Raw genomic sequence first — 18424 nt, forward strand, 5'->3', positions numbered from 1 at the left:
TCTACCAGGGGCGCCGTGCCTGGGCGTCCGGCCGGCGGGAGGGCTGAGGGGGTTAGGGGCGCGGGGCTGTGACATCTGCGGCTCCGCCGCGGGGCGCGCCCAGCCCCCACCCACCCGCACCCGACGCAACACACCCCGCGGGGTCTGGGGCGAAGCCCCAGGGGACGGGACGGGTAGGGGCGGCGGGGGCAAGGAAAGTCCGGTCTCAACCCTCCCTCGCGCGCCTAGAACACCACCAACGCCCGTCCCCCCTTCCCCGCCAGCATGTTCTCGAAGGCCCCCGGAATCCCCTCCAGAGCGATCCGTTCGGTCACCAGCGCGCTCAAGTCCAGCCGCCCCGCCCGGACATGCTCGGCGAGGACCGGCAGGTCCCGGGACGGGTCCGAGTTGCCGTACACGCAACCCGCCAGGGTCCGGCCCCAGTGGAAGATCTCCAGCGCGTTGAAGGAGACCTGCTGATCCTTGCCGCCGATGCCGACGACAGTCGTCCGGCCACCCCGCCGGGTGGACTCCCAGGCGGCACGGATCGTGACGGCACGGCCCACGCACTCGACGGCCACGTCGACACCCTGCTTGCCAGTGAGACCACGGATCTCACGGGCGGTGTTCTCGGAGGCGACCACGTACTCGGTCGCCCCGGCCTCGCGGGCGAGGGACTCCTTCTCGGGCGACACGTCGACCGCGACGATCGTCGAGGCACCGGCGATCCGCGCCGCCTGAAGCGCGGCGAGACCCACCCCGCCGACCCCGAACACCGCGACGGTCTCGCCGCGTTGGACCCGGGCGGAGTGGTGGACGGCCCCGTACCCGGTGAGCACGGCGCAGCCGAGCAGGGCCGCCTCGGGCAGCGGAATCCCGGCCGGCGCGGGCAACACACACGCGTCGGCCACCACGGTCTCCTCGGCGAACGCGGCGACGTTGAGACCGGGGTACAGGTCGCTGCCGTCGGAGGAGCGCCGGGCGTACACGTTCCCGGCCCCGACCAGCGCGTTGGCGCAGAGCCAGACCTCGCCCAGCGAGCAGGCGTGGCAACTCCCGCAGGAGGGCGCCCAGTTCAGCACCACCGCGTCGCCGGGCGCGACCTGCGTGACCCCCTCTCCCACCGAGACGACCGTGCCCGCTCCCTCGTGCCCGAGGACGGCCGGCACCGGCACCCGCATGGTGCCGTCGGACAGGGAGAGGTCGGAGTGGCAGACCCCGGCGGCGGCAAGGCGCACCCGCACCTGACCGGGGCCGGGCTCCGGCAGCTCGATCCCGGTGATCTCCAGCGGAGCCCCGACGGCGGGCAGGACAGCGGCACGAATACGAGCCATGACGTATGACGCTCCCTTGTCGGCTGGAACTGTCGGCTAGAACTGGAGGGACTTGGTCTGCAGGTACTCCGACAACCCGTGCGAGCCGAGCTCACGGCCCACCCCGGACTGCTTGTAACCGCCGAAGGGGGCAAGGGGGTTGAAGCGTCCGCCGTTGATGTCGACCTGACCGGTGTCGAGGCGCCGCGCGAAGGCGACGGCTTCCGCCTCCTCGCCGGCCCAGACCGCGCCGGCGAGCCCGTACACCGTGCCGTTCGCGATCCGCAGGGCGTCCGCCTCGTCCTCGTAGCGGAGGATCGAGAGCACCGGCCCGAAGATCTCCTCCTGGGCGACGGTCATCTCGGGGGTGACATCGGCGAGGACAGTGGGGCTGACGAAGTACCCCTGCTCGCGCGGGACTTCGGGTCCGCCCGCGACCAGCCGCGCCCCCTCGGCCACGCCCTTCTCGATGTAACCCCGCACGCGCCGCTGCTGCTTGGCGTTGACGAGAGGGCCGATGCGCTCGCCGTACTTGCCCGCGGCGGCCGCGGCCAGCTCGACCGCCTCCTCGTACTGCGACGTGTGCACCAGCATGCGGGTCCACGCGCTGCACGTCTGGCCGGAGTTGGACATCACGTTGGCCACGCCGACGTTGACCGCCCTGGCGAGGTCGGCGCTCGGCAGGATGACGTTGGCGGACTTGCCGCCCAGTTCCAGGGCCACCCGCTTGACGGCCGCGCCGGCCGTCGCGCCGATCTGCCTGCCGACGGCCGTCGAGCCGGTGAAGGAGACCAGGTCCACGCCCTCGTGGGCGGCGAGCGCCTGGCCCGCGACCGGGCCGAGACCGGTGACGAGGTTGAACACCCCTGCCGGGACCCCGGCTTCATGCACCGCCTCGGCGAAGAGCTGGGCGGTCAGCGGAGTGTCCTCGGCCGGCTTGAGGACGACCGTGCAGCCCGCCGCGAGAGCCGGGGCGACCTTGGCGACGATCTGGTGCAGGGGGTAGTTCCAGGGCGTGATCGCGCCGACGACGCCGACCGGCTCCAGGTAGACGGTCGAGCTCCCGGCCTTCTCCTCGAAGGCGTACGAGGCGGCGAGGTCCGCGTACGTACCCGCGACCGCGATCGGCAGTCCGACGTGCACCGCCTGCGAGAGCTTCAGCGGTGAGCCGAGTTCGGCGGTGACGGTCTCGGCGATCTCGTCCTTGCGGGCGACGAGGACGTCCCGCAGGGCGGCGATCCGCGCGGCGCGGTCGGCGGGCGGGGTCGCGGCCCAGGCCGGGAAGGCGGCGCGGGCGGCCCGTACGGCGGCGTCGACGTCCTCGACGGTACCGGCCGGTACGTGGGCGATCACCTGCTCGTCGGCCGGGTTCACGACAGCGATCGTGTCCGTCCCGGCGGCGGGGCGCCAGTCGCCGTCGATGTACATGCCGTCGTGTGCCTTCATGCGTTCCTCCCGGGAGGGGCGTCGTCGTCCGCCACCCAAACTAGCTGTCGTCCGGCCCCCAAACTAGCGGTGTTAGTTTTTCGACACCAGGCCCGGGAGGAACACCGGCACAGTCACACGGGCGAAGCCGCCGGGCTTCAGAAGTCCGCGCGTGTCCGCTCGTCCAGCCTCGCCACGGACTCCTGTCCGAACTCCTTCTTGTAGGCGTTCCGGATCCGTTCGATCCCGGGGTCGGCCGCCCGCGCCCGCCCGGCGGGATACAGCAGGATCAGCTCGTACGACCGCTCGCGCTCGATGGTGCCGTGCGTGTCCCGCCACTGCCCGCGCCCGTCCTGCACGGTGAGCCCGTCCGGGAAGGCGGGGGTGACCTGCCGGTCGACGAAGGCCAGGAACTGCCGGTCGGTGACGGCCGGGCCGCCGTCGGGGCGCTCTGTGCCGAAGAAGAGCCGGGTCTCGACGTACGCCTCGCCCCGGGCCGCCTGCTGGGCGGGACGGGTCTGGCGGGGCATCTCGTCGGTGAGCGCGGCGTACGCGGCCGGGGTGCCGGCGAACAGCAGGGCGGAGGCCGTCGCGACGGCGAGGCGGGTGCGGGTGGTGGTGTCCGTGATCATGACCGCATGCCTAGTGGGACTCTCCCCCGGCTCCGGCAGGCGCGCCGGGACCGGGCGGCGTCGTTCACCGGGCTGGTCGAAGAACGGCCCGGTTCGGCCCGGTTCGGCCCCGTTCAGCGTCGTTCAGCGCCGTTCGGGGTCCGGTGCCGACGCCTTACGTCCGTCGCTCTCGACCTGTTCCGCCGGATCCGCCAGGCCTTCCGGGTCTTCCCGGTCCTCCGGGTCCGACTCAGCACCCGTACGACCCTGGCGCAGCCCGAGCCCCGAAGCAATGAGCAGCAGCGCCCCGAGCATCACGAACGGTGCGGCCACGCCCGCGACTCCGGCGATCAGGCCGGCGGCGGCGGGGGCGGCGACCTGGCCGAGCCGGTTGCCGGTCAGGCGCAGGGCGAGGGCCGTGGAGCGGGCGTCGTCGGGGGCGGCCTGGACGACCGTGGTCATGGACAGGGGCTGGCCGACGCCCAGGCAGAAGCCGAGCAGGGCGAGCATCACGGCGAGGGCCCAGACCGGCACGGGCAGCGCGATGCCGGCGCACAGGACGGCCGCCAGCAGACAGGTCGTGGTGAGCAGCGCGGCCCGGCCGAGCAGCCGCAGCATGGGTGTCATCACCAGGCGGCACGCGATGGTCGCCGCCGCGCGCAGGCTGAGCAGCAGGCCGATCACGGCCGGCGAGATGCCCCGGTGCTCGCCGACCACCGGCAGGTAGGCGGTGAGGATGTCCGTCGCGGACAGCACGGCGAGGCTGATGAAGATGCCCGCGGGTACGCCCCGGGTACGCAGGATGCGGTGCACGGGGATGCGGTCGCCTTGCCCTGTACGGGACTTGGGCGGCGTGCGGTGCTCGATGCGCCAGAGGGAGACGAACGAGAAGGCGGCCACCGCGCCCGCGACCAGCAGGGCGAGGGCGCTGGTGCCCGCCATGTCGGGGCCGCCGATCAGGGCGCCCGCGGCGATCGGTCCGACCAGTTGGCCGAGCGAGGCACCGATGGTGAAGTGGCCGAAGTTGCGGTCCTGTTCGTCCGGTGCGGACTGGCGGGCCACCAGCGACTGGGCGCCGATCACGAAGGACAGGTGCCCGAGGCCCATCACACCGCTCCAGGCCGCCATCGCGGCGAGGGAGTCGGCCGTACCGCTGAGGGCGCAGCCGCCGGCTATCAGGACGACGCCGGCCGGGAGCAGCGGGGCGCACCTGCCGTGGTCGGTGCGGCGGCCGAGCGGTACGGCCGCGAACAGCGGCAGCAGCGCGTACACGCCCGCGATCACACCGATCGCGCGCTCGTCCGCGCCCAGCGCGAGGGCCCGGTAGGAGACGGCGGGCCGCGCCATCGACACCGCCCCCTGCGCGAAGCTGAAGGCGATGACGAGGCGGAGCAGCCAGCCGCGGTTCCCACCGGGCCTCACAGTGACACCCTTCGTCGGATGAAGCCGAACTCCCAGGAGCCGGGGCTCAGATGATGCCGAACAGGATTCCCGCACCGAGGATCACGAGCGAGGTGAGCGCGGCCCACTTGACCACGAACTTGGTGTGGTCGCCGAACTCGACCTTGGCCATGCCGACCAGTACGTACACGGCCGGGACCAGCGGGCTCGACATGTGCAGCGGCTGGCCGACGAGTGAGGCGCGGGCGATCTCCAGCGGCGAGACGCCGTGCGCGGCTCCCGCCTCCGCGAGGACCGGCAGGACACCGAAGTAGAAGCCGTCGTTCGACATGAAGTAGGTGAGCGGGAGGCTCAGGAATCCGGTGACGATGGCCATGTGCGGGCCCATGCCGGTCGGGATGCCGTCGACGAGCCATTTCGCCATCGAGTCGACCATGCCGGTGCCCTGCAGGACTCCGGTGAAGACGGCGGCGGCGAAGACCATGCCGGAGACGTTGAGGACGTTCTCGGCGTGGGCGCCGAGGCGTTCCTTCTGGTCGGGCATGTGCGGGAAGTTGACGGTGAGCGCGAGCGCGGCGCCGAGGATGAACAGGACCGGGATCGGCAGCAGCTCCATGATCATGGCGGTCAGGAGGGCCACCGTGAGCAGTGCGTTGAACCAGTACAGCTTGGGGCGCAGCGTCGGGCGGTTGGGGTCCAGGCCCTGGAGGCGTACGTCGTCGTTGTCTTCGTCGGCCTCGTCGTCGGAGGCGTCCGTGCCGGAGCCCGCGCCGCCGGTGGCCTTGGTGGTACGGCCCTTCGCGTCACCGGAGCCGCCGGAGGCACCCGCACCGGCGCCGACCAGCACCGTCTCGGTCACCGTCTCGGTCTCGACCTCGGCCTTCTCGGTGGTCTCCTGCTTCTTCTCCTCCTCCAGGACCTCGGCGAGGCTCAGCACGCCGAGCCGCTTGCGCTCGCGGCGGCCGAGGACGTACGAGAGGCAGAAGACGAAGACCAGGCCGACGGCGAGCGCCGGGATCATCGGGACGAAGATGTCGCCGGCGTCCAGCTTGAGCGCGGTGGCGGCGCGGGCGGTGGGGCCGCCCCAGGGGAGGGTGTTCATGACGCCGTTGGCGGTGGCGGCGACGCCGGTCATCACCACGAGGCTCATCTTCAGGCGCTTGTACAGCGGGTACATCGCCGAGACCGTGATCATGAAGGTGGTCGAGCCGTCGCCGTCGAGCGAGACGATCGCGGCGAGCACGGCCGTACCGACGACGATCCGCAGCGGGTCGGCCTTGCAGAACTTCAGGATGCCCCGGACGATCGGGTCGAAGAGGCCGACGTCGATCATGACGCCGAAGTAGACGATGGCGAACATCAGCATCGCGGCGGTGGGCGCCAGGTTGCCCACCCCCTCGATGACGTAGTCGCCGAGATTCGCACCCTTTCCGACGAACACACAGAAGAGTGCCGGGATCAGTACGAGCGCCGCGATCGGCGACATCTTCTTCATCATGATCAGGACCAGGAAGGTCGCGATCATGGCGAAGCCGAGGATGGTCAGCATGAATGGATACCTAACGTTCGCCTTTGAACAGCCACCAGGGCCGGCGGTTCGAGTGACGTTAGGGCGGCCACGCAAGTCTTAACAAGATGTTGACACGCGAGCAATAAGCGCAAAACTCCTGGTCAAAGCATTGTGCCTGTTGGCGCGATATCGATGGGTACGCCATTGAGGACCGCCGTGCCCGACAGCGGGTCGAGCAGGCTGCCGTCCAGGAGCTGGTTGACGTTGACTCCCGGGTCCGCGGCGGCGTGGGTCAGCCGGGTGCCGGGCCGGTCGTGTCCCCAGCCGTGCGGCAGACTCACGACCCCGCGCCGTACGGCGTCCGTCACCTCGGCGGGGGCGACGACCTCTCCCCCGGCGCCCTTGATCCGCACCGGCGCCCCGTCGGTGACGCCGAGACGTTCGGCGTCGTCGGGGTGGATGTGCAGGGTGCAGCGGTTGGTGCCGCCGGTGAGGGCGGGGATGTTGTGCATCCAGCTGTTGTTGGAGCGCAGGTGCCGGCGGCCGACGAGGACGAGGCCTTCCGGGCGTCGGCGCAGCGCGTCCCGGAGGCGCGGGAGGTCGTCGGCGAGCGGCCGCGGCAGCAGTTCGACGCGGCCGCTGCGGGTCTTGAGCGGCTGCGGGAGGCGCGACTGGAGCGGCCCGAGGTCGATGCCGTGCGGGGTGTCCAGCAGCTTCTCCAGGGTCAGGCCTTCGCGGCGTACGCCGAATCCTTCGCCGTACGGGCCCAGGCGCAGCATCATGTCGAGGCGCCGCTCGGGGCCGCTCTCGCCGGTGAGCTGTGCGGCGAGTTCGCTCGGGTCGCGGCCGTGGACCGGGGAGTGCGGTTCCTTGACGGCCTTGCCGAGGGTCTGGCCGATGACCAGGTCGTCGACCGCCGAGGGGTCGGCGCCGTGCATGCCGGTCGCGGCGAGGACGAGCCGGGCGAGGATCTCGGTCTCGGCCATCCGGCCGGGCTCCAGCGGGACGGCGGCGCGGGTGTAGCGGACCTGGTTGCGTACGGCGAGGGTGTTGAAGGCGAAGTCGTGGTGCGGGCTCTGCGAGGGCGGGGGCGGCGGCAGCACGACGTGGGCGTGGCGCGAGGTCTCGTTGAGGTACGGGTCGACGCTGACCATGAAGTCGAGCGAGCCGAGGGCTTTGTCGAGGCGGTCGCCGTCCGGTGTGGACAGGACGGGGTTGGCGGCGACGGCGATGAGGGCGCGGATGGGTTCGCCCTCGGCGGTGGCGGTGTCGATCTCCTCGGCGAGGGCGGCGATCGGGAGCTCGCCCTTGGCCTCCGGGTGGCGGCTCACGCGGCTGTGCCAGCGGCCGAGCGCGAAGCCGCGGCCCGGTCCGGCGGGGCGGGGCGTCTTGTCGGTGGCGGCCTGCGGGAAGAGGGCGCCGCCCGGCCGGTCGAGGTTGCCGGTGAGGATGTTCAGGATGTCGACCAGCCAGCTGGCCAGGGTGCCGTGTTCGACCGTGCAGCTGCCGATGCGACCGTAGACGGCGGCGGTGGGCGCGGCGGCCAGCTCACGGGCGAGCGCCCGGATCGTGCCGGCGTCGACGTCGCAGGCCTCGGCGGCGGCCTCGGGTGTGAAGTCCCGTACCGCCTCGGCGAGTTCGTCCAGTCCCTGCACCAGCTCGGTGAGCTCGCCGAGGTCGGTGAGCTTCTCCTCGAAGAGGACGTACGCCATCGCCGCGAGCAGCAGCGCGTCGGTGCCCGGGCGGATGGCGACGTGCCGGTCGGCGAGCTTGGCGGTGCGGGTGCGGCGCGGGTCGATGACCGTGAGGGTGCCGCCGCGCGCCTTGAGCGCCTTGAGCTTGCCGGGGAAGTCGGGTGCCGTGCACAGGCTGCCGTTGGATTCGAGGGGGTTGGCGCCGATCAGCAGCAGGTGGTCGGTGCGGTCGAGGTCGGGTACGGGGATCGCGAGCGCGTCGCCGTAGAGCAGGCCGCTGGAGACGTGCTTGGGCATCTGGTCGACGGTGGACGCGGTGAAGATGCTGTGGGTGCCGAGTCCGGCGAGCAGGACGGGCGGATAGAGACCGCCGGCCATGGTGTGCACGTTCGGGTTGCCGAGGACGGCTCCGACGGCGTGCGGCCCGTGCCGCTCGACGATCGGCCGCAGTCCGGCGGCGACCGCGTCGAAGGCCTCTTCCCAGGTGGCCTCGCGCAGCTCGCCGTCCTTGCGGACGAGTGGCGTACGCAGCCGGTCGGGGTCGGAGTCGGCCGCCCCGAAGGAGGCGCCCTTCGGGCAGATGAACCCCTGGCTGAACACGTCGTCGCGGTCCCCGCGGGCGCTGGTGACCCGCGTGCCCTCGATGGTGAGCGTCAACCCGCACGTGGCCTCGCAGAGGGGGCAGATGCGCAGGGCCGTACGGGAGTCTGTGCTGGTGGACACGGGTCCTCCGGAGGGGGGCGGCGACGGTGACGCGCGGACTGGGCTCCGAGCATACCGACCGGTATGCCCGGAGGGGAGGGGCGCGGAGGGTCACGTCGGAAATTCGCCGGTCGTTCGGCCGCGGGTCCGTCGTTCGACTGCGGCCGGTTCAGCCGCGGGCTTGTTCGTTCGGCCGCGGGTCGGTCCAGCCATGGTCGGTCCGTTCAGCCGTGGTCGGTCCGTTCAGCCATGGGCCGGGTTCGGCTTCGGGATCAGTCGAGCGACCGTGCCAGGTACGCCCGGAGCAGTTGTCGCGTCTCCTCTATGACCTGTTCGTCACCCGCCGGATCGAGGCGGAAGGCGAGCTGGACGAGGGAGTCGGAGGCCTCGACCGCGATGAGGAAGGTGCGGCGGAGGTCGTCGTCGGGTTCGCGGTTCAGGAACGCGGAGAGCAGGTCGGTGAGGCGGTCGGCGACGCGGGTGTTGGGTTCGGCGTCGCGGTTGCGGGTGCCGACGGGGATCTGGTTGCCGAAGTCGACGAGGGAGAAGCCGGGGGCGGTGCGCTTCATGGCGAGGTACTCGTCGAGTACGGCGTCCATGGCCACCCGCCAGCCCGCTCCGCCCGCGGTCTCCTGGAGGCGCTGGGTGACGCGCTCGGCGTATCGGTCGAGGTTGCGCTGGGCCAGCGCGTCGGCCATGGCGCGCTTGTTGCCGAAGAAGCGGTAGACGGAACCTATGGGCACGCCGGCGCGCAGGGCGACCGCGCGGGTGCTCAGGTCGTCGTAGCCGACCTCGTCGAGGAGGTCGGCGCAGGCGTCGAGGATACGGGTCAGTCGTTCCGCGCTACGGCGCTGGACAGGCGCACGGCGCAGCGATGTCGCGTTGGGCACAGGCTTCATGATGCCTTTCCGCCGGGATCCGGTGAACCTCGCCCACCAGTACGAATGTCGGTGCCCATGACACTCATCCGGAACGTGGATCCGGTCAGGGTGTGCGTCGTGTACGTCGGCCCGCTCGACTCCGCGGAAGTCGGCACAGTCGGCTCCTTGGAGGTCGGCCCGGGCGACTCCGTGGAGGTCGGCCCGGGCTCGGACGCGGTGATGTCCGCGGTGCTGCCGACGGGTTTGCCGTCGACGGCCCACACCGTGTCGTCGTCGGCATGCAGGCGCACGGTGATCTGGTGCGTGCCGCGCGGGACGAGGTCGCCGGCGATGTGGTGGATCCGGTCGCGGAGCGTGGCGAGGGGGCGGCCGTCCAGGCGGAGGAGTGCGTAGCCCCGGCCGGGCTCGGCCGTCTTCTTCGTACCGGCCGGCGAGAAGCGGAAGTCGTGGACGGTCAGCCGGACGTCCCAGCCGTTGTCGCCTGCGTCGGGGTGTATCTCGATCGCGACGTCCGGTGCGTCCTGCTCGTCGATCTCACGGTAGTTCCGCCCTTCCTCGTCCGTGTCCTCCAGCACCTTGCCCACCGGCGACGGTTTCACTCCGTCGCCCTCACCCTCCCGCGCGTCGCCGGAACCGCAACTCGTCGCTCCGACGAACAGAGCACCGAGCAGGGCACAGACCGCGAGCGCAACGAGGAATCCGCGCGTCCACGACATGCCGGGGAGATTAGAGCACCGCACTGACAGTCGGATCCCCCTGGAGGCGGGTTCTTGGCCGGTACAGCGGTCTTGGCGCGATCCGCGGTCCTGGCGCGATCGCGTGGTTCCCCTCTCGTGCACGTCTTGCGCGCGGAAAAACTGAATCCTACGGTGATGCATAGGAATCAGGGACAAGGGAGCGATCATGAGCGGGGACGTGCGGAAGACCGCCGAGGAATCGCGGAAGACCGCCGAGGCACTGACGTATCTTTCCGGTTTCGGCAACGAGCACAGCTCGGAGGCGGTGCCCGGCGCGCTGCCGCACGGCCGCAACTCTCCGCAGCGCGCCCCGCTCGGGCTGTACGCGGAGCAGCTGAGCGGTACGGCGTTCACCGAGCCGAGGGCGCAGAACCGCCGCTCGTGGCTCTACCGGATCCGCCCGTCGGCCGCCCATCCCGCGTTCGGCCGCACCGGTAACGGCGCCCTTCGCACGGCGCCCTTCACGGAGACGGTGTCCGACCCGAACCGGCTGCGCTGGAACCCGCTGCCGGAGCCGCCGGCCGGCACGGACTTCGTCGCCGGCCTCTGGACGCTCGGCGGCAACGGCGACGCGGCCCAGCGCACCGGCATGGCCGTGCACCTGTATCACGCCAACTCCTCGATGCGGCGGGTGTTCAGCGACGCGGACGGCGAGCTGCTGATCGTGCCGGAGCGCGGTGGGCTGCTGCTGCGCACCGAGTTCGGGCTGCTGCATGTGGAGCCAGGACATGTGGCGTTGATTCCTCGTGGGGTGCGCTTCCGTGTGGAGCTGCTGGACGCCTCGGCCCGGGGTTATGTGTGCGAGAACTACGGGGCGCCCTTCCAGCTCCCCGACCTCGGCCCGATCGGCGCCAACGGCCTCGCGAACGCCCGGGATTTCAGGGCTCCGGTCGCCGCCTACGAGGACGATGAGGACACTGCGGGGCCGGTCGAGGTCGTCAACAAGTTCTGCGGCAACCTCTGGACGGCGACGTACGACCACTCGCCGCTGGATGTCGTCGCCTGGCACGGCAACCATGTGCCGTACGTCTATGACCTGCGCCGGTTCAATGTGATCGGCACCATCAGCTACGACCACCCGGACCCGTCGATCTTCACGGTGCTGACCTCGCCGACCGACACCCCGGGGCTGGCCGGCGTCGACTTCGTGGTGTTCGCGCCGCGCTGGCTGGTGGGCGAGGACACGTTCCGGCCGCCGTACTTCCACCGGAACGTGATGAGCGAGTACATGGGACTCATCGAGGGCGCGTACGACGCGAAGACGGCCGGTGAAGGGGGATTCGTGCCCGGCGGGGGCTCGCTGCACAACATGATGTCGGCGCACGGTCCCGACCGGGAGACCTTCGACCGGGCAAGCGCCGCCGAGCTGCGGCCGCAGAAGGTCGACGAGGGTCTGGCCTTCATGTTCGAGACGCGCTGGCCGGTCACCGCCACCCCGCAGGCGGCCCGTGCCGAGCATCTGCAGCCGGCGTACGACGAGGTGTGGCGGGGCCTCCAGCGGCACTTCCGGCCGGCCGACCGGGCCTGACCGCCGGTGACGGCCCGTTGCACTGAACGCCCGCGACCGGTACGGATACCCTCGTGACCTCCTTCGCCCCGGACTCGATCGTCCTGAACCGCAAACTGCCGCTCTGGTATCAGGTGTCGCAGTCCCTGCGCGCCTCGATACTCGGGCGGTCGCCGCAGGATCCGCTGCGGCTGCCCACCGAGGAACAGCTGGCCGGGCACTACGGGGTGAGTGTGCTGACCATGCGGCAGGCGCTCAAGGAGCTGGAGGACGAGGGGCTGATCACCCGCCATCGCAGACGCGGCACGTTCATCGAACCGGGCGCCACGCGGGGTGCGCCGGTCCGGCTGCTCGGCTCGGTGGACGCGATCGTGGCCCAGCAGTCGGGCATGACCACGAAGCTGCTGGACCACGGGAGGGAAGCCGTGTCGGGCGAACTCGCCGAGTACTTTCCGGACCTGGCGGAGGTGGCGACGTACCACCGGCTGCGCAGCGACGAGAAGACGGGCGAGCCGACCAACCACGCCCGCAACTACGTCCGTCCCGAGCTGGCGGCGCTGATCGACCCCGAGGACCTGGTCCGCTGGCCCATGACCAAGGTGCTGCGCGATGTCGTGGGGGCGCGGATCAGCCAGATCACCGACACCGTCGAGGCGCGGCTCGCGGACCCGGAGACCGCGCGGCTGCTCCAGGTCCCGCTGCTGAGCCCGATCCTGCACTACACGGGCATCGTGCACGGCGAGGACGGCCGAGCGCTCGACGTGGCCCGCATCCAGTACCGGGGCGACCGCTTCTCCTTCACGGTCACCCTCGACGCCCACTGAGAGCCTGTGTCTGAACCCCCGTCGTCCGCGCGGAGCGCGGGCGCAGCGGCGGTCGGTGCGTGCCCTCGGCGTCCTGCGGCGCCGTGCGGCGAGGGCACGCACCGGGCGTCGGGGCGCAGGCGGGGGTTCAGACACAGGCTCTCAGCATGGGGGACGAGATCGCCGCTCCTACGCCGGGAGCCGGCCCACGTCGTACGATGCCGAGCGTGACGCACGACGACGCTCCGCTGCTCGCGGACCTCATGCCGTGGTCCGTCGCACCGCCCCGGCTGGGCCGCGGGTGGCCGACGGCACCCGACCCGGCGTCCCTGAAAGCGCGGTGGGACGCCTTCGTGAAGGCCGAAGGGCCCGAGCGCGAGGCGCTGTTCGGCGTCACGCGCGCGCGGACCCTGCACTCGGCGGTGGCGCAACTGCCGGGCCAGTCCTCCGGAACGGGCCGGCTGGCCCGCGCGTCGGGCCCCTGCGCCGAGCCGGTACGGGTCCTGCACGGTCCGTTCGACGAACAGTGGCTGATCCCCGACAACCGGCTGATCGACGCGGCCCGGCCGGAGTTGTGGCGGGTGGCGGACGAGCGGCAGGTGTTCGCGGTGGAGCAGCCGCCCGCACCCGAAGGGCCCGTGCTGCTCGCCGTGTCGGTCCTGCCGGTGATCACGCCCCCGTCGAAGACCGTCCCCGCCGCCCGCCCCGGCCGCGTCCGCCCCCTGTACCGACGTCCCGGCGGCCTCGAACCCAACCTGGCGCCCGGCCTCACCGACCACCTGGCCAAGCGCCTGGGCCACTCCCCCGCCCCGCTCGACATCCTCGCCTGGACCGTCGCGACGGCACGGCCCGGGCCCGCCGGACACGCCGTCCCGCTCACCGCCGACCCGGGACTCTGGGCGCGCGGCACCGAGTTGGGCCACCGTCTGCTGCGGCTGACGCGCCGCGACGGCGAACGCCCCAAGCTCCCGGGCGGCCGCCGGCCCTACGTCCGGGCCCCGCTCCCGTCCCGCCCGCTGGAGCTGCGCTACGACCGCGACGAGGAGACCCTCCACCTGGACGAGGGCCTGATCTCCCCCGTACCGCCCACGGCCTGGGACTTCGAGGTGGGCGGCGTACGTGTACTGGACCAGTGGTTCACCGCGCGAGCCGGTCAGGCGGAGCCGGGCACCCTGGAGGCCGTCCGCCCCACCGGCTGGCCGCAGGGCTGGACCTCGGAGCTGCTCGAACTCATCACGGTGCTCGCGCTACTGGCCGAACTCAGGCCCGAACAAGCCGAGTTGACCATGGAGACACCGATCACCGCGGCCGAGCTGCGCAAGGCGGGCGTACTTCCGGTGCCGGACGCCGCACGTCGGCCCGCCTCGGTGCTCGACCACCACGAGGAAGGCCCGGAGGGGCAGTTCGCGCTGCTCTAGTGCCGCGGCACCGGCCGCCGGGGTCAGCGCCTGGGATCGAAGCCGTCCAGCACGCGCTCCAGGGCCTGCCGGAACACCGCCTCCAGGTCGATCGGCCCGGCGTCCTCCGTGAACGCCGCGGCCATGTGCGGATACGCACCGGTCGCCACCTGGCTGCCGAGATAGGCGAGGCGGACCGCGTTCTCCTGCTCCTCCGACCAGGGCAGCGAGCGGGTGCGCTCGGCGGTGGCCAGCTCGTTCCCGACGTATGTCGTCACGACGCCGTTGAGCATCGCGATCAGCTGGAACTTCGTGCCGTAAGGCCCTTCGAACGAGTCCAGGCAGGCCAGACAGTGCTCCAGATAGCGCAGGGCGTTGGGGCTGAAGCCGTACACCGGTGACATCAGTGCCGGCATCCAGGGGTGGCGGAGCATGAGCGCACGGGTCTGCCGGGCGACCCGGAGCATGTCGGCACGCCAGTCCCCCGAGGGCTCCCACAGCTCGTGCTCACCGCCGACGGCGTCGACCATCAGCTCGTACAGGTCCTCCTTGCGCGGCACGTAGTTGTAGAGCGACATCGTGCCGCAGCCCAGTTCGGCCGCCACCTGCCGCATCGACACCGCTTCCAGCCCCCGCGCGTCCGCGATCCGCACCGCGGCCACCGCGATGTCGGCGCGGGTGTACGCGGGCCGCGGTCCACGGCCCGTTCGCTCGGGGCGGGCCCAGATCACTTCGGGTACGTCCGCATGTGCTGCCATCGGTGTCGCCAGCCTGCCTTCGGTGGATCCGTGTCGCCACCATCCTAGTTACGTACAGCGTACGTAGTGCGGTATGGTCACGCCATGACTACTACGTACGCTGTACTTAGTGAGGGTCTGGAGAAGCGCTACGGCTCCCGAGGGGGTGTGGTCCGTGCCCTGCGAGGGCTGGACCTGGCGGTGGCGCAGGGCACGGTCTGCGGGTTGCTCGGGCCGAACGGCGCGGGCAAGACCACCGCGGTCGGACTGCTCACCACGCTGCTGCGACCCGACGCGGGGTCCGCGCGCGTCGCCGGGCACGATCTCGTACGCGAGCCGGACGCCGTGCGCCGCGCGATCGGTGTCACCGGGCAGAACACCTCGGTCGACGGCGACCTCACCGGGCGCCAGAACCTGCGGCTGTTCGCGAGGCTGCACCGGATGCGCGGTCCGACGGGCCGGGCTCGCGCCGACGAACTCCTCGACCGTTACGGGCTCACCGAAGCGGCGGACCGGCCCGCGTCCACCTACTCCGGCGGTATGCGGCGCCGCCTCGACCTGGCGGCGAGCCTGCTCACCCGCCCCGCGGTGCTGTTCCTCGACGAGCCGACGACGGGGCTCGACCCGCACAGCCGCAACCAGATCTGGGACACCGTGCGCGCGCTCAAGGCCGAGGGCACGACCGTCCTGCTCACCACGCAGTATCTGGAGGAGGCCGACCAACTCGCCGACGACATCGTGCTCGTGGACCGGGGCAGGGTCGCGCACACGGGCGCGCCCGCCGAACTCAAGGCGCTGATCGGCTCGTACGCGGAAGCGGTCGTCGCCCACCCGGACGCGATGGCCGGTGCCGCCGCCGTCCTGGATCAACTGACCGGCGCCGAACCCGACTTCGACCGGGAGCGGCGTGCCGTCGGCGTGGTCACCACCGACCCGACGCTCACCCTTCCCCGCCTCGTACGCGAACTCGACGCCGCCGGTGTGCCGTTGCTCGACGTGAGCCTGCGCCCGCCGACGCTGGACGACGTCTTCCTCCGCCTGACCGGAGGCCGGACCGAAGGCCCGACCGACCGCAAGGAGCTTGTCCCATGAGTCACATGAGTCCCATGAGCACGTTGGCGTACGACGGCACGGCGATGCTGGGCCGCCATCTGCGGCGGATCCGGCACAACCCCGGGCTGCTCATCCTGACCCAGACCATGCCGATCACGATGCTGCTGTTCTTCGGCTACGTCTTCGGCAGCGCCCTCGCGACGCCCGGCCCGGAGTACCGCTCCTTCCTCGTGCCTGGGCTGCTGGTGGCGACGGCCGCCAACGGGATCATGACCGGGATGTTCCAGGCCGCCCAGGACTCGCACCGGGGCGTGATGAACCGCTTCCGTACGCTGCCGATGAGCCGGGCCGCCGTGCCGTTCGGACAGGTGGCCGCCGACCTGGTCGTCACCTTCGGCGGCATGATGCCGCTGATGCTGGTCGGGCTCGCGGTGGGCTGGCGGATCGAGGGGTCGGCGCTCGAAGCGGCGGGCGCCGTCGGGCTGTTGCTGCTCTTCCGGTTCGCCACGACGTGGATCGGGATCCTGCTGGGGCTCGCCTCGGGGAGCGAGGAGGCGGCCGGTCAGCTGGGCGGGGCGACGTTCATCCTGCCGCTGCTGTCGAACGCGTACATCCCCACGGACAATCTGCCCGGCTGGCTGCGCACGACGGCCGAGTGGAATCCGATCAGCGCGGTGACCACCGCGATGCGGGACCTGTTCGGGAACGCGCCGGTGCCGGCGGACGGCGCCTGGCCGGTGACGCACCCCGTCGCCGGGTCGCTGGCCTGGTGCGCGGTTCTCATCGCGGTGTTCCTGCCGCTCGCCGTCCGCCGGTACGCGCGCGGCGGACGGTGAGCGGCGCCGTCACAACCCTCGTAACCCCTGACCCTCGTAACTCCTACTTCTGCGGGGACAGTTCGGGTCCGAGTGAGGAGAACTTCTCCTGGGACACCACCCGCTTCGGCGGCCAGGTGATGTTCTCCGGCGGCCACTGCTGGCCGGTCTTCCTCAGGAACCACTCCGGCGGCTCGTACATGGGCGGTTCATAGCCGTCGGGCAGTGCCGTCTTCCACTCGACGCCCTTCGTACGGTTCGCGAACTCGTCCTTGATCGCCTTGAGCCGGGCGGGCTGGGTGAGCAGGTCGACGGCGGTGGCCGCGAGGTACTTCGCGGCGGCGACGACGGCGGCCTGGCCGGGAGCCGCGGCCGCGCAGGCGGCCGTGGACCAGGTGTGCATCTTGGTGCCGATGGGGGCGAGGGCGGCGCCCATGGACACGGTCGGCACGTTCCAGCTGATGTCGGCGACGTCCGTGGAGCCGCCGCCCATGAACACCGGGTTGGGCGCGGTGAGTTCGGCGATCTCGGTGTGCATGCCCTTCTGCGGCAGGCCCAGGGACTCCTGGAGCTCCTTCGCCAACGTGTGGGCCTCGTCGGTGAATTCGGGCGGCCCGAGCTGTTTCATGTTGGCGTGCAGCAGCTCGGCGAAGGACTTGGACGGCAGCTGGTTCCAGCAGGCCGAGGTGACCCGGTGCCGCACCTTCGTCTGCGAGGCCATGGCCGCGGCCTGCGAGACGGCGACGACCTTGTCGAGCAGCACCTGGACGCGGGCGGGGCTGCCCTCGCGTACGTAGTAGGAGATCTCGGCTATCTCGGGGGTCACGTTCGGGATGTCGCCGCCGTTGTTGATCACCCAGTGCAGGCGGCCCGACGGGGCCAGGTTCTCCTCGCGCAGGAACTCGGACATCGTTGCCATCATCACGGCGGCGTCCAGCGCGCTCTTGTTGCCGAGCGGGGTGCCGCCGTGTCCGGCGACGCCGAGGAAGGTGAAGGTGACCGCGGTCATCGCCGAGTTGGAGCCCCAGCCGGTGGCGTTCGAGGTCGACGGGTGCCAGTCGAGGAACGCGTCGAGGCCCTCGTACACGCCCTTGCTGACCGCGTACGTCTTGCCGATCAGGGTCTCCTCGGCGGTCGAGCCGAAGAACTTCACCGTGACGGGGAGCTTGTGCTTCTTCGCGGTCTGAGCGACGGCCGCGGCGGCTGCCGCGGCCGCCGTGCCGAGCGCGCTGTGTCCGCAGCCGTGGCCGGGCCCGTAGCTGGGTGCGAACGGATCATGGATGTACTCGCGGGGGTCGTGGTGGCCGACGCCCTTGCTCTGCGAGAGGCCGGGCAGCGCGTCGTACTCGCCGCTGAAGCCGAGGACGGGTCCGCCCTCGCCGTACGAGAAGGTCGCGGTGAAGGCCGTCGGGAAGCCCGCCGTGCCGAACTCCACGTCGAATCCGGCCCGTTCGAGGAAGTCGGCCTCGGCGATCGACGACTTCCACTCGCGCAGGCTGAGCTCGGCGTTCTCCCAGATCTCGGAGTTGAGTCCGGTGATCCGGCCGCTCTGGGACTCGATCCAGTCCAGTGCGGCCGTCTTGGCCGGGCTGTCCTCGGCGAGGCCCTCGGGGGCTTCGTACGTGCCGTCGGCCGCGTCGGCCTCGTCGGCCGATGCGGCCATCGCGGGATCGGCCTCGGCCGTCATCACGGCCGTCGTCACACCCGCCGCACCCAGCAACTGCATGATGCGGCGGCGGCTCAGGGCCTGGCCGTTCGGGGTCGCCGTCTCGTGTTCATGATGATCGTGCAGGTCACACACGCGCACCTCCGGGGGTGAGGATCGCTGTATCAACCACAGGGAACGTGCAAACGATCAG

15 protein-coding genes are annotated in these 18424 nt (G+C 71.4%); 5 read left to right on the forward strand and 10 right to left on the reverse strand.

Features of this window, described 5'->3' with window-relative positions; translation table 11 throughout:
- Positions 1 to 224 precede the first annotated feature (224 nt).
- The 8 genes from AB0I18_RS24105 to AB0I18_RS24140 all read right to left on the reverse strand — a co-directional run bounded on the left by AB0I18_RS24105 (position 225) and on the right by AB0I18_RS24140 (position 10232).
- Positions 225 to 1313 (reverse strand): Zn-dependent alcohol dehydrogenase, encoded by a 1089-nt coding sequence (locus AB0I18_RS24105; protein ID WP_363107626.1) that lies wholly within the window; start codon positions 1311 to 1313, stop codon positions 225 to 227.
- A gap of 36 nt (positions 1314 to 1349) precedes the next feature.
- Positions 1350 to 2738: an aldehyde dehydrogenase family protein gene (locus AB0I18_RS24110; RefSeq protein WP_363107627.1), complete on the reverse strand. Its 1389-nt coding sequence runs from the start codon at positions 2736 to 2738 to the stop codon at positions 1350 to 1352.
- Between the two features lie 137 nt (positions 2739 to 2875).
- Positions 2876 to 3349, reverse strand: a complete 474-nt coding sequence (locus AB0I18_RS24115) for a DUF3574 domain-containing protein (RefSeq protein ID WP_363107628.1) — start codon at positions 3347 to 3349, stop codon at positions 2876 to 2878.
- 123 nt (positions 3350 to 3472) lie between these two features.
- Positions 3473 to 4750, reverse strand: coding sequence for an MFS transporter (locus tag AB0I18_RS24120; RefSeq protein WP_363107629.1), 1278 nt, complete (start codon positions 4748 to 4750; stop codon positions 3473 to 3475).
- Between the two features lie 46 nt (positions 4751 to 4796).
- Positions 4797 to 6278, reverse strand: a complete 1482-nt coding sequence (locus tag AB0I18_RS24125; protein ID WP_363107630.1) for a citrate:proton symporter — start codon at positions 6276 to 6278, stop codon at positions 4797 to 4799.
- A 122-nt stretch (positions 6279 to 6400) separates the two neighbouring features.
- Positions 6401 to 8656, reverse strand: a complete 2256-nt coding sequence (locus AB0I18_RS24130; protein ID WP_363107631.1) for a molybdopterin oxidoreductase family protein — start codon at positions 8654 to 8656, stop codon at positions 6401 to 6403.
- 251 nt (positions 8657 to 8907) lie between these two features.
- The gene (locus AB0I18_RS24135; protein ID WP_363107632.1) at positions 8908 to 9534 is read right to left on the reverse strand and encodes a TetR/AcrR family transcriptional regulator; all 627 of its coding nucleotides are present in this window, start codon (positions 9532 to 9534) and stop codon (positions 8908 to 8910) included.
- On the reverse strand, positions 9531 to 10232 hold the full coding sequence (locus AB0I18_RS24140; RefSeq protein ID WP_363107633.1) for a nuclear transport factor 2 family protein: 702 nt from the start codon (positions 10230 to 10232) through the stop codon (positions 9531 to 9533). The genes AB0I18_RS24135 and AB0I18_RS24140 overlap by 4 nt, the downstream gene beginning before the upstream one ends.
- 187 nt (positions 10233 to 10419) lie before the next feature.
- Here AB0I18_RS24140 and hmgA point away from each other — a divergent pair, with 187 nt between their 5' ends.
- The 3 genes from hmgA (at position 10420) to AB0I18_RS24155 (ending at position 13981) form a co-directional block, all read left to right on the forward strand.
- Positions 10420 to 11781 carry a homogentisate 1,2-dioxygenase gene (gene hmgA / locus AB0I18_RS24145; RefSeq protein ID WP_363107634.1) on the forward strand — a complete coding sequence of 454 codons (1362 nt, stop codon included), beginning with the start codon at positions 10420 to 10422 and terminating at the stop codon, positions 11779 to 11781.
- A 53-nt stretch (positions 11782 to 11834) separates the two neighbouring features.
- On the forward strand, positions 11835 to 12584 hold the full coding sequence (locus tag AB0I18_RS24150) for a GntR family transcriptional regulator (protein ID WP_363107635.1): 750 nt from the start codon (positions 11835 to 11837) through the stop codon (positions 12582 to 12584).
- A 197-nt stretch (positions 12585 to 12781) separates the two neighbouring features.
- The gene (locus tag AB0I18_RS24155) at positions 12782 to 13981 is read left to right on the forward strand and encodes a type ISP restriction/modification enzyme (protein ID WP_363107684.1); all 1200 of its coding nucleotides are present in this window, start codon (positions 12782 to 12784) and stop codon (positions 13979 to 13981) included.
- A 23-nt stretch (positions 13982 to 14004) separates the two neighbouring features.
- On the opposite strand, the gene AB0I18_RS24160 is transcribed toward AB0I18_RS24155, so the two are convergent.
- Positions 14005 to 14718 (reverse strand): TetR/AcrR family transcriptional regulator, encoded by a 714-nt coding sequence (locus AB0I18_RS24160; RefSeq protein WP_363107636.1) that lies wholly within the window; start codon positions 14716 to 14718, stop codon positions 14005 to 14007.
- 84 nt (positions 14719 to 14802) lie between these two features.
- Between AB0I18_RS24160 and AB0I18_RS24165 the strand changes: the two genes are divergently transcribed.
- Both AB0I18_RS24165 and AB0I18_RS24170 read left to right on the forward strand, forming a co-directional pair.
- Positions 14803 to 15789, forward strand: coding sequence for an ATP-binding cassette domain-containing protein (locus tag AB0I18_RS24165; RefSeq protein WP_363107637.1), 987 nt, complete (start codon positions 14803 to 14805; stop codon positions 15787 to 15789).
- 5 nt (positions 15790 to 15794) lie between these two features.
- Entirely contained in the window at positions 15795 to 16586 is a 792-nt protein-coding gene (locus tag AB0I18_RS24170; RefSeq protein WP_363107685.1) for an ABC transporter permease, read from the forward strand.
- 43 nt (positions 16587 to 16629) lie between these two features.
- Here AB0I18_RS24170 and AB0I18_RS24175 read toward each other — a convergent pair whose 3' ends face one another.
- The gene (locus AB0I18_RS24175) at positions 16630 to 18366 is read right to left on the reverse strand and encodes an amidohydrolase (RefSeq protein WP_363107638.1); all 1737 of its coding nucleotides are present in this window, start codon (positions 18364 to 18366) and stop codon (positions 16630 to 16632) included.
- Positions 18367 to 18424: the final 58 nt, after the last annotated feature.

Source organism: Streptomyces sp. NPDC050704 (assembly GCF_040654355.1).
In the GTDB taxonomy this organism is placed as follows: domain Bacteria; phylum Actinomycetota; class Actinomycetes; order Streptomycetales; family Streptomycetaceae; genus Streptomyces.

Coding starts and splice junctions, on each gene's coding strand:
- AB0I18_RS24105 (WP_363107626.1), bottom strand. CDS start 1,313: ATGGCTCGTATTCGTGCCGCTGTCCTGCCCGCCGTCGGGGCTCCGCTG.
- AB0I18_RS24110 (WP_363107627.1), bottom strand. CDS start 2,738: ATGAAGGCACACGACGGCATGTACATCGACGGCGACTGGCGCCCCGCC.
- AB0I18_RS24115 (WP_363107628.1), bottom strand. CDS start 3,349: ATGATCACGGACACCACCACCCGCACCCGCCTCGCCGTCGCGACGGCC.
- AB0I18_RS24125 (WP_363107630.1), bottom strand. CDS start 6,278: ATGCTGACCATCCTCGGCTTCGCCATGATCGCGACCTTCCTGGTCCTG.
- AB0I18_RS24135 (WP_363107632.1), bottom strand. CDS start 9,534: ATGAAGCCTGTGCCCAACGCGACATCGCTGCGCCGTGCGCCTGTCCAG.
- AB0I18_RS24140 (WP_363107633.1), bottom strand. CDS start 10,232: ATGTCGTGGACGCGCGGATTCCTCGTTGCGCTCGCGGTCTGTGCCCTG.
- hmgA (WP_363107634.1), top strand. CDS start 10,420: ATGAGCGGGGACGTGCGGAAGACCGCCGAGGAATCGCGGAAGACCGCC.
- AB0I18_RS24155 (WP_363107684.1), top strand. CDS start 12,782: ATGCCGAGCGTGACGCACGACGACGCTCCGCTGCTCGCGGACCTCATG.
- AB0I18_RS24160 (WP_363107636.1), bottom strand. CDS start 14,718: ATGGCAGCACATGCGGACGTACCCGAAGTGATCTGGGCCCGCCCCGAG.
- AB0I18_RS24165 (WP_363107637.1), top strand. CDS start 14,803: ATGACTACTACGTACGCTGTACTTAGTGAGGGTCTGGAGAAGCGCTAC.
- AB0I18_RS24170 (WP_363107685.1), top strand. CDS start 15,795: ATGAGTCCCATGAGCACGTTGGCGTACGACGGCACGGCGATGCTGGGC.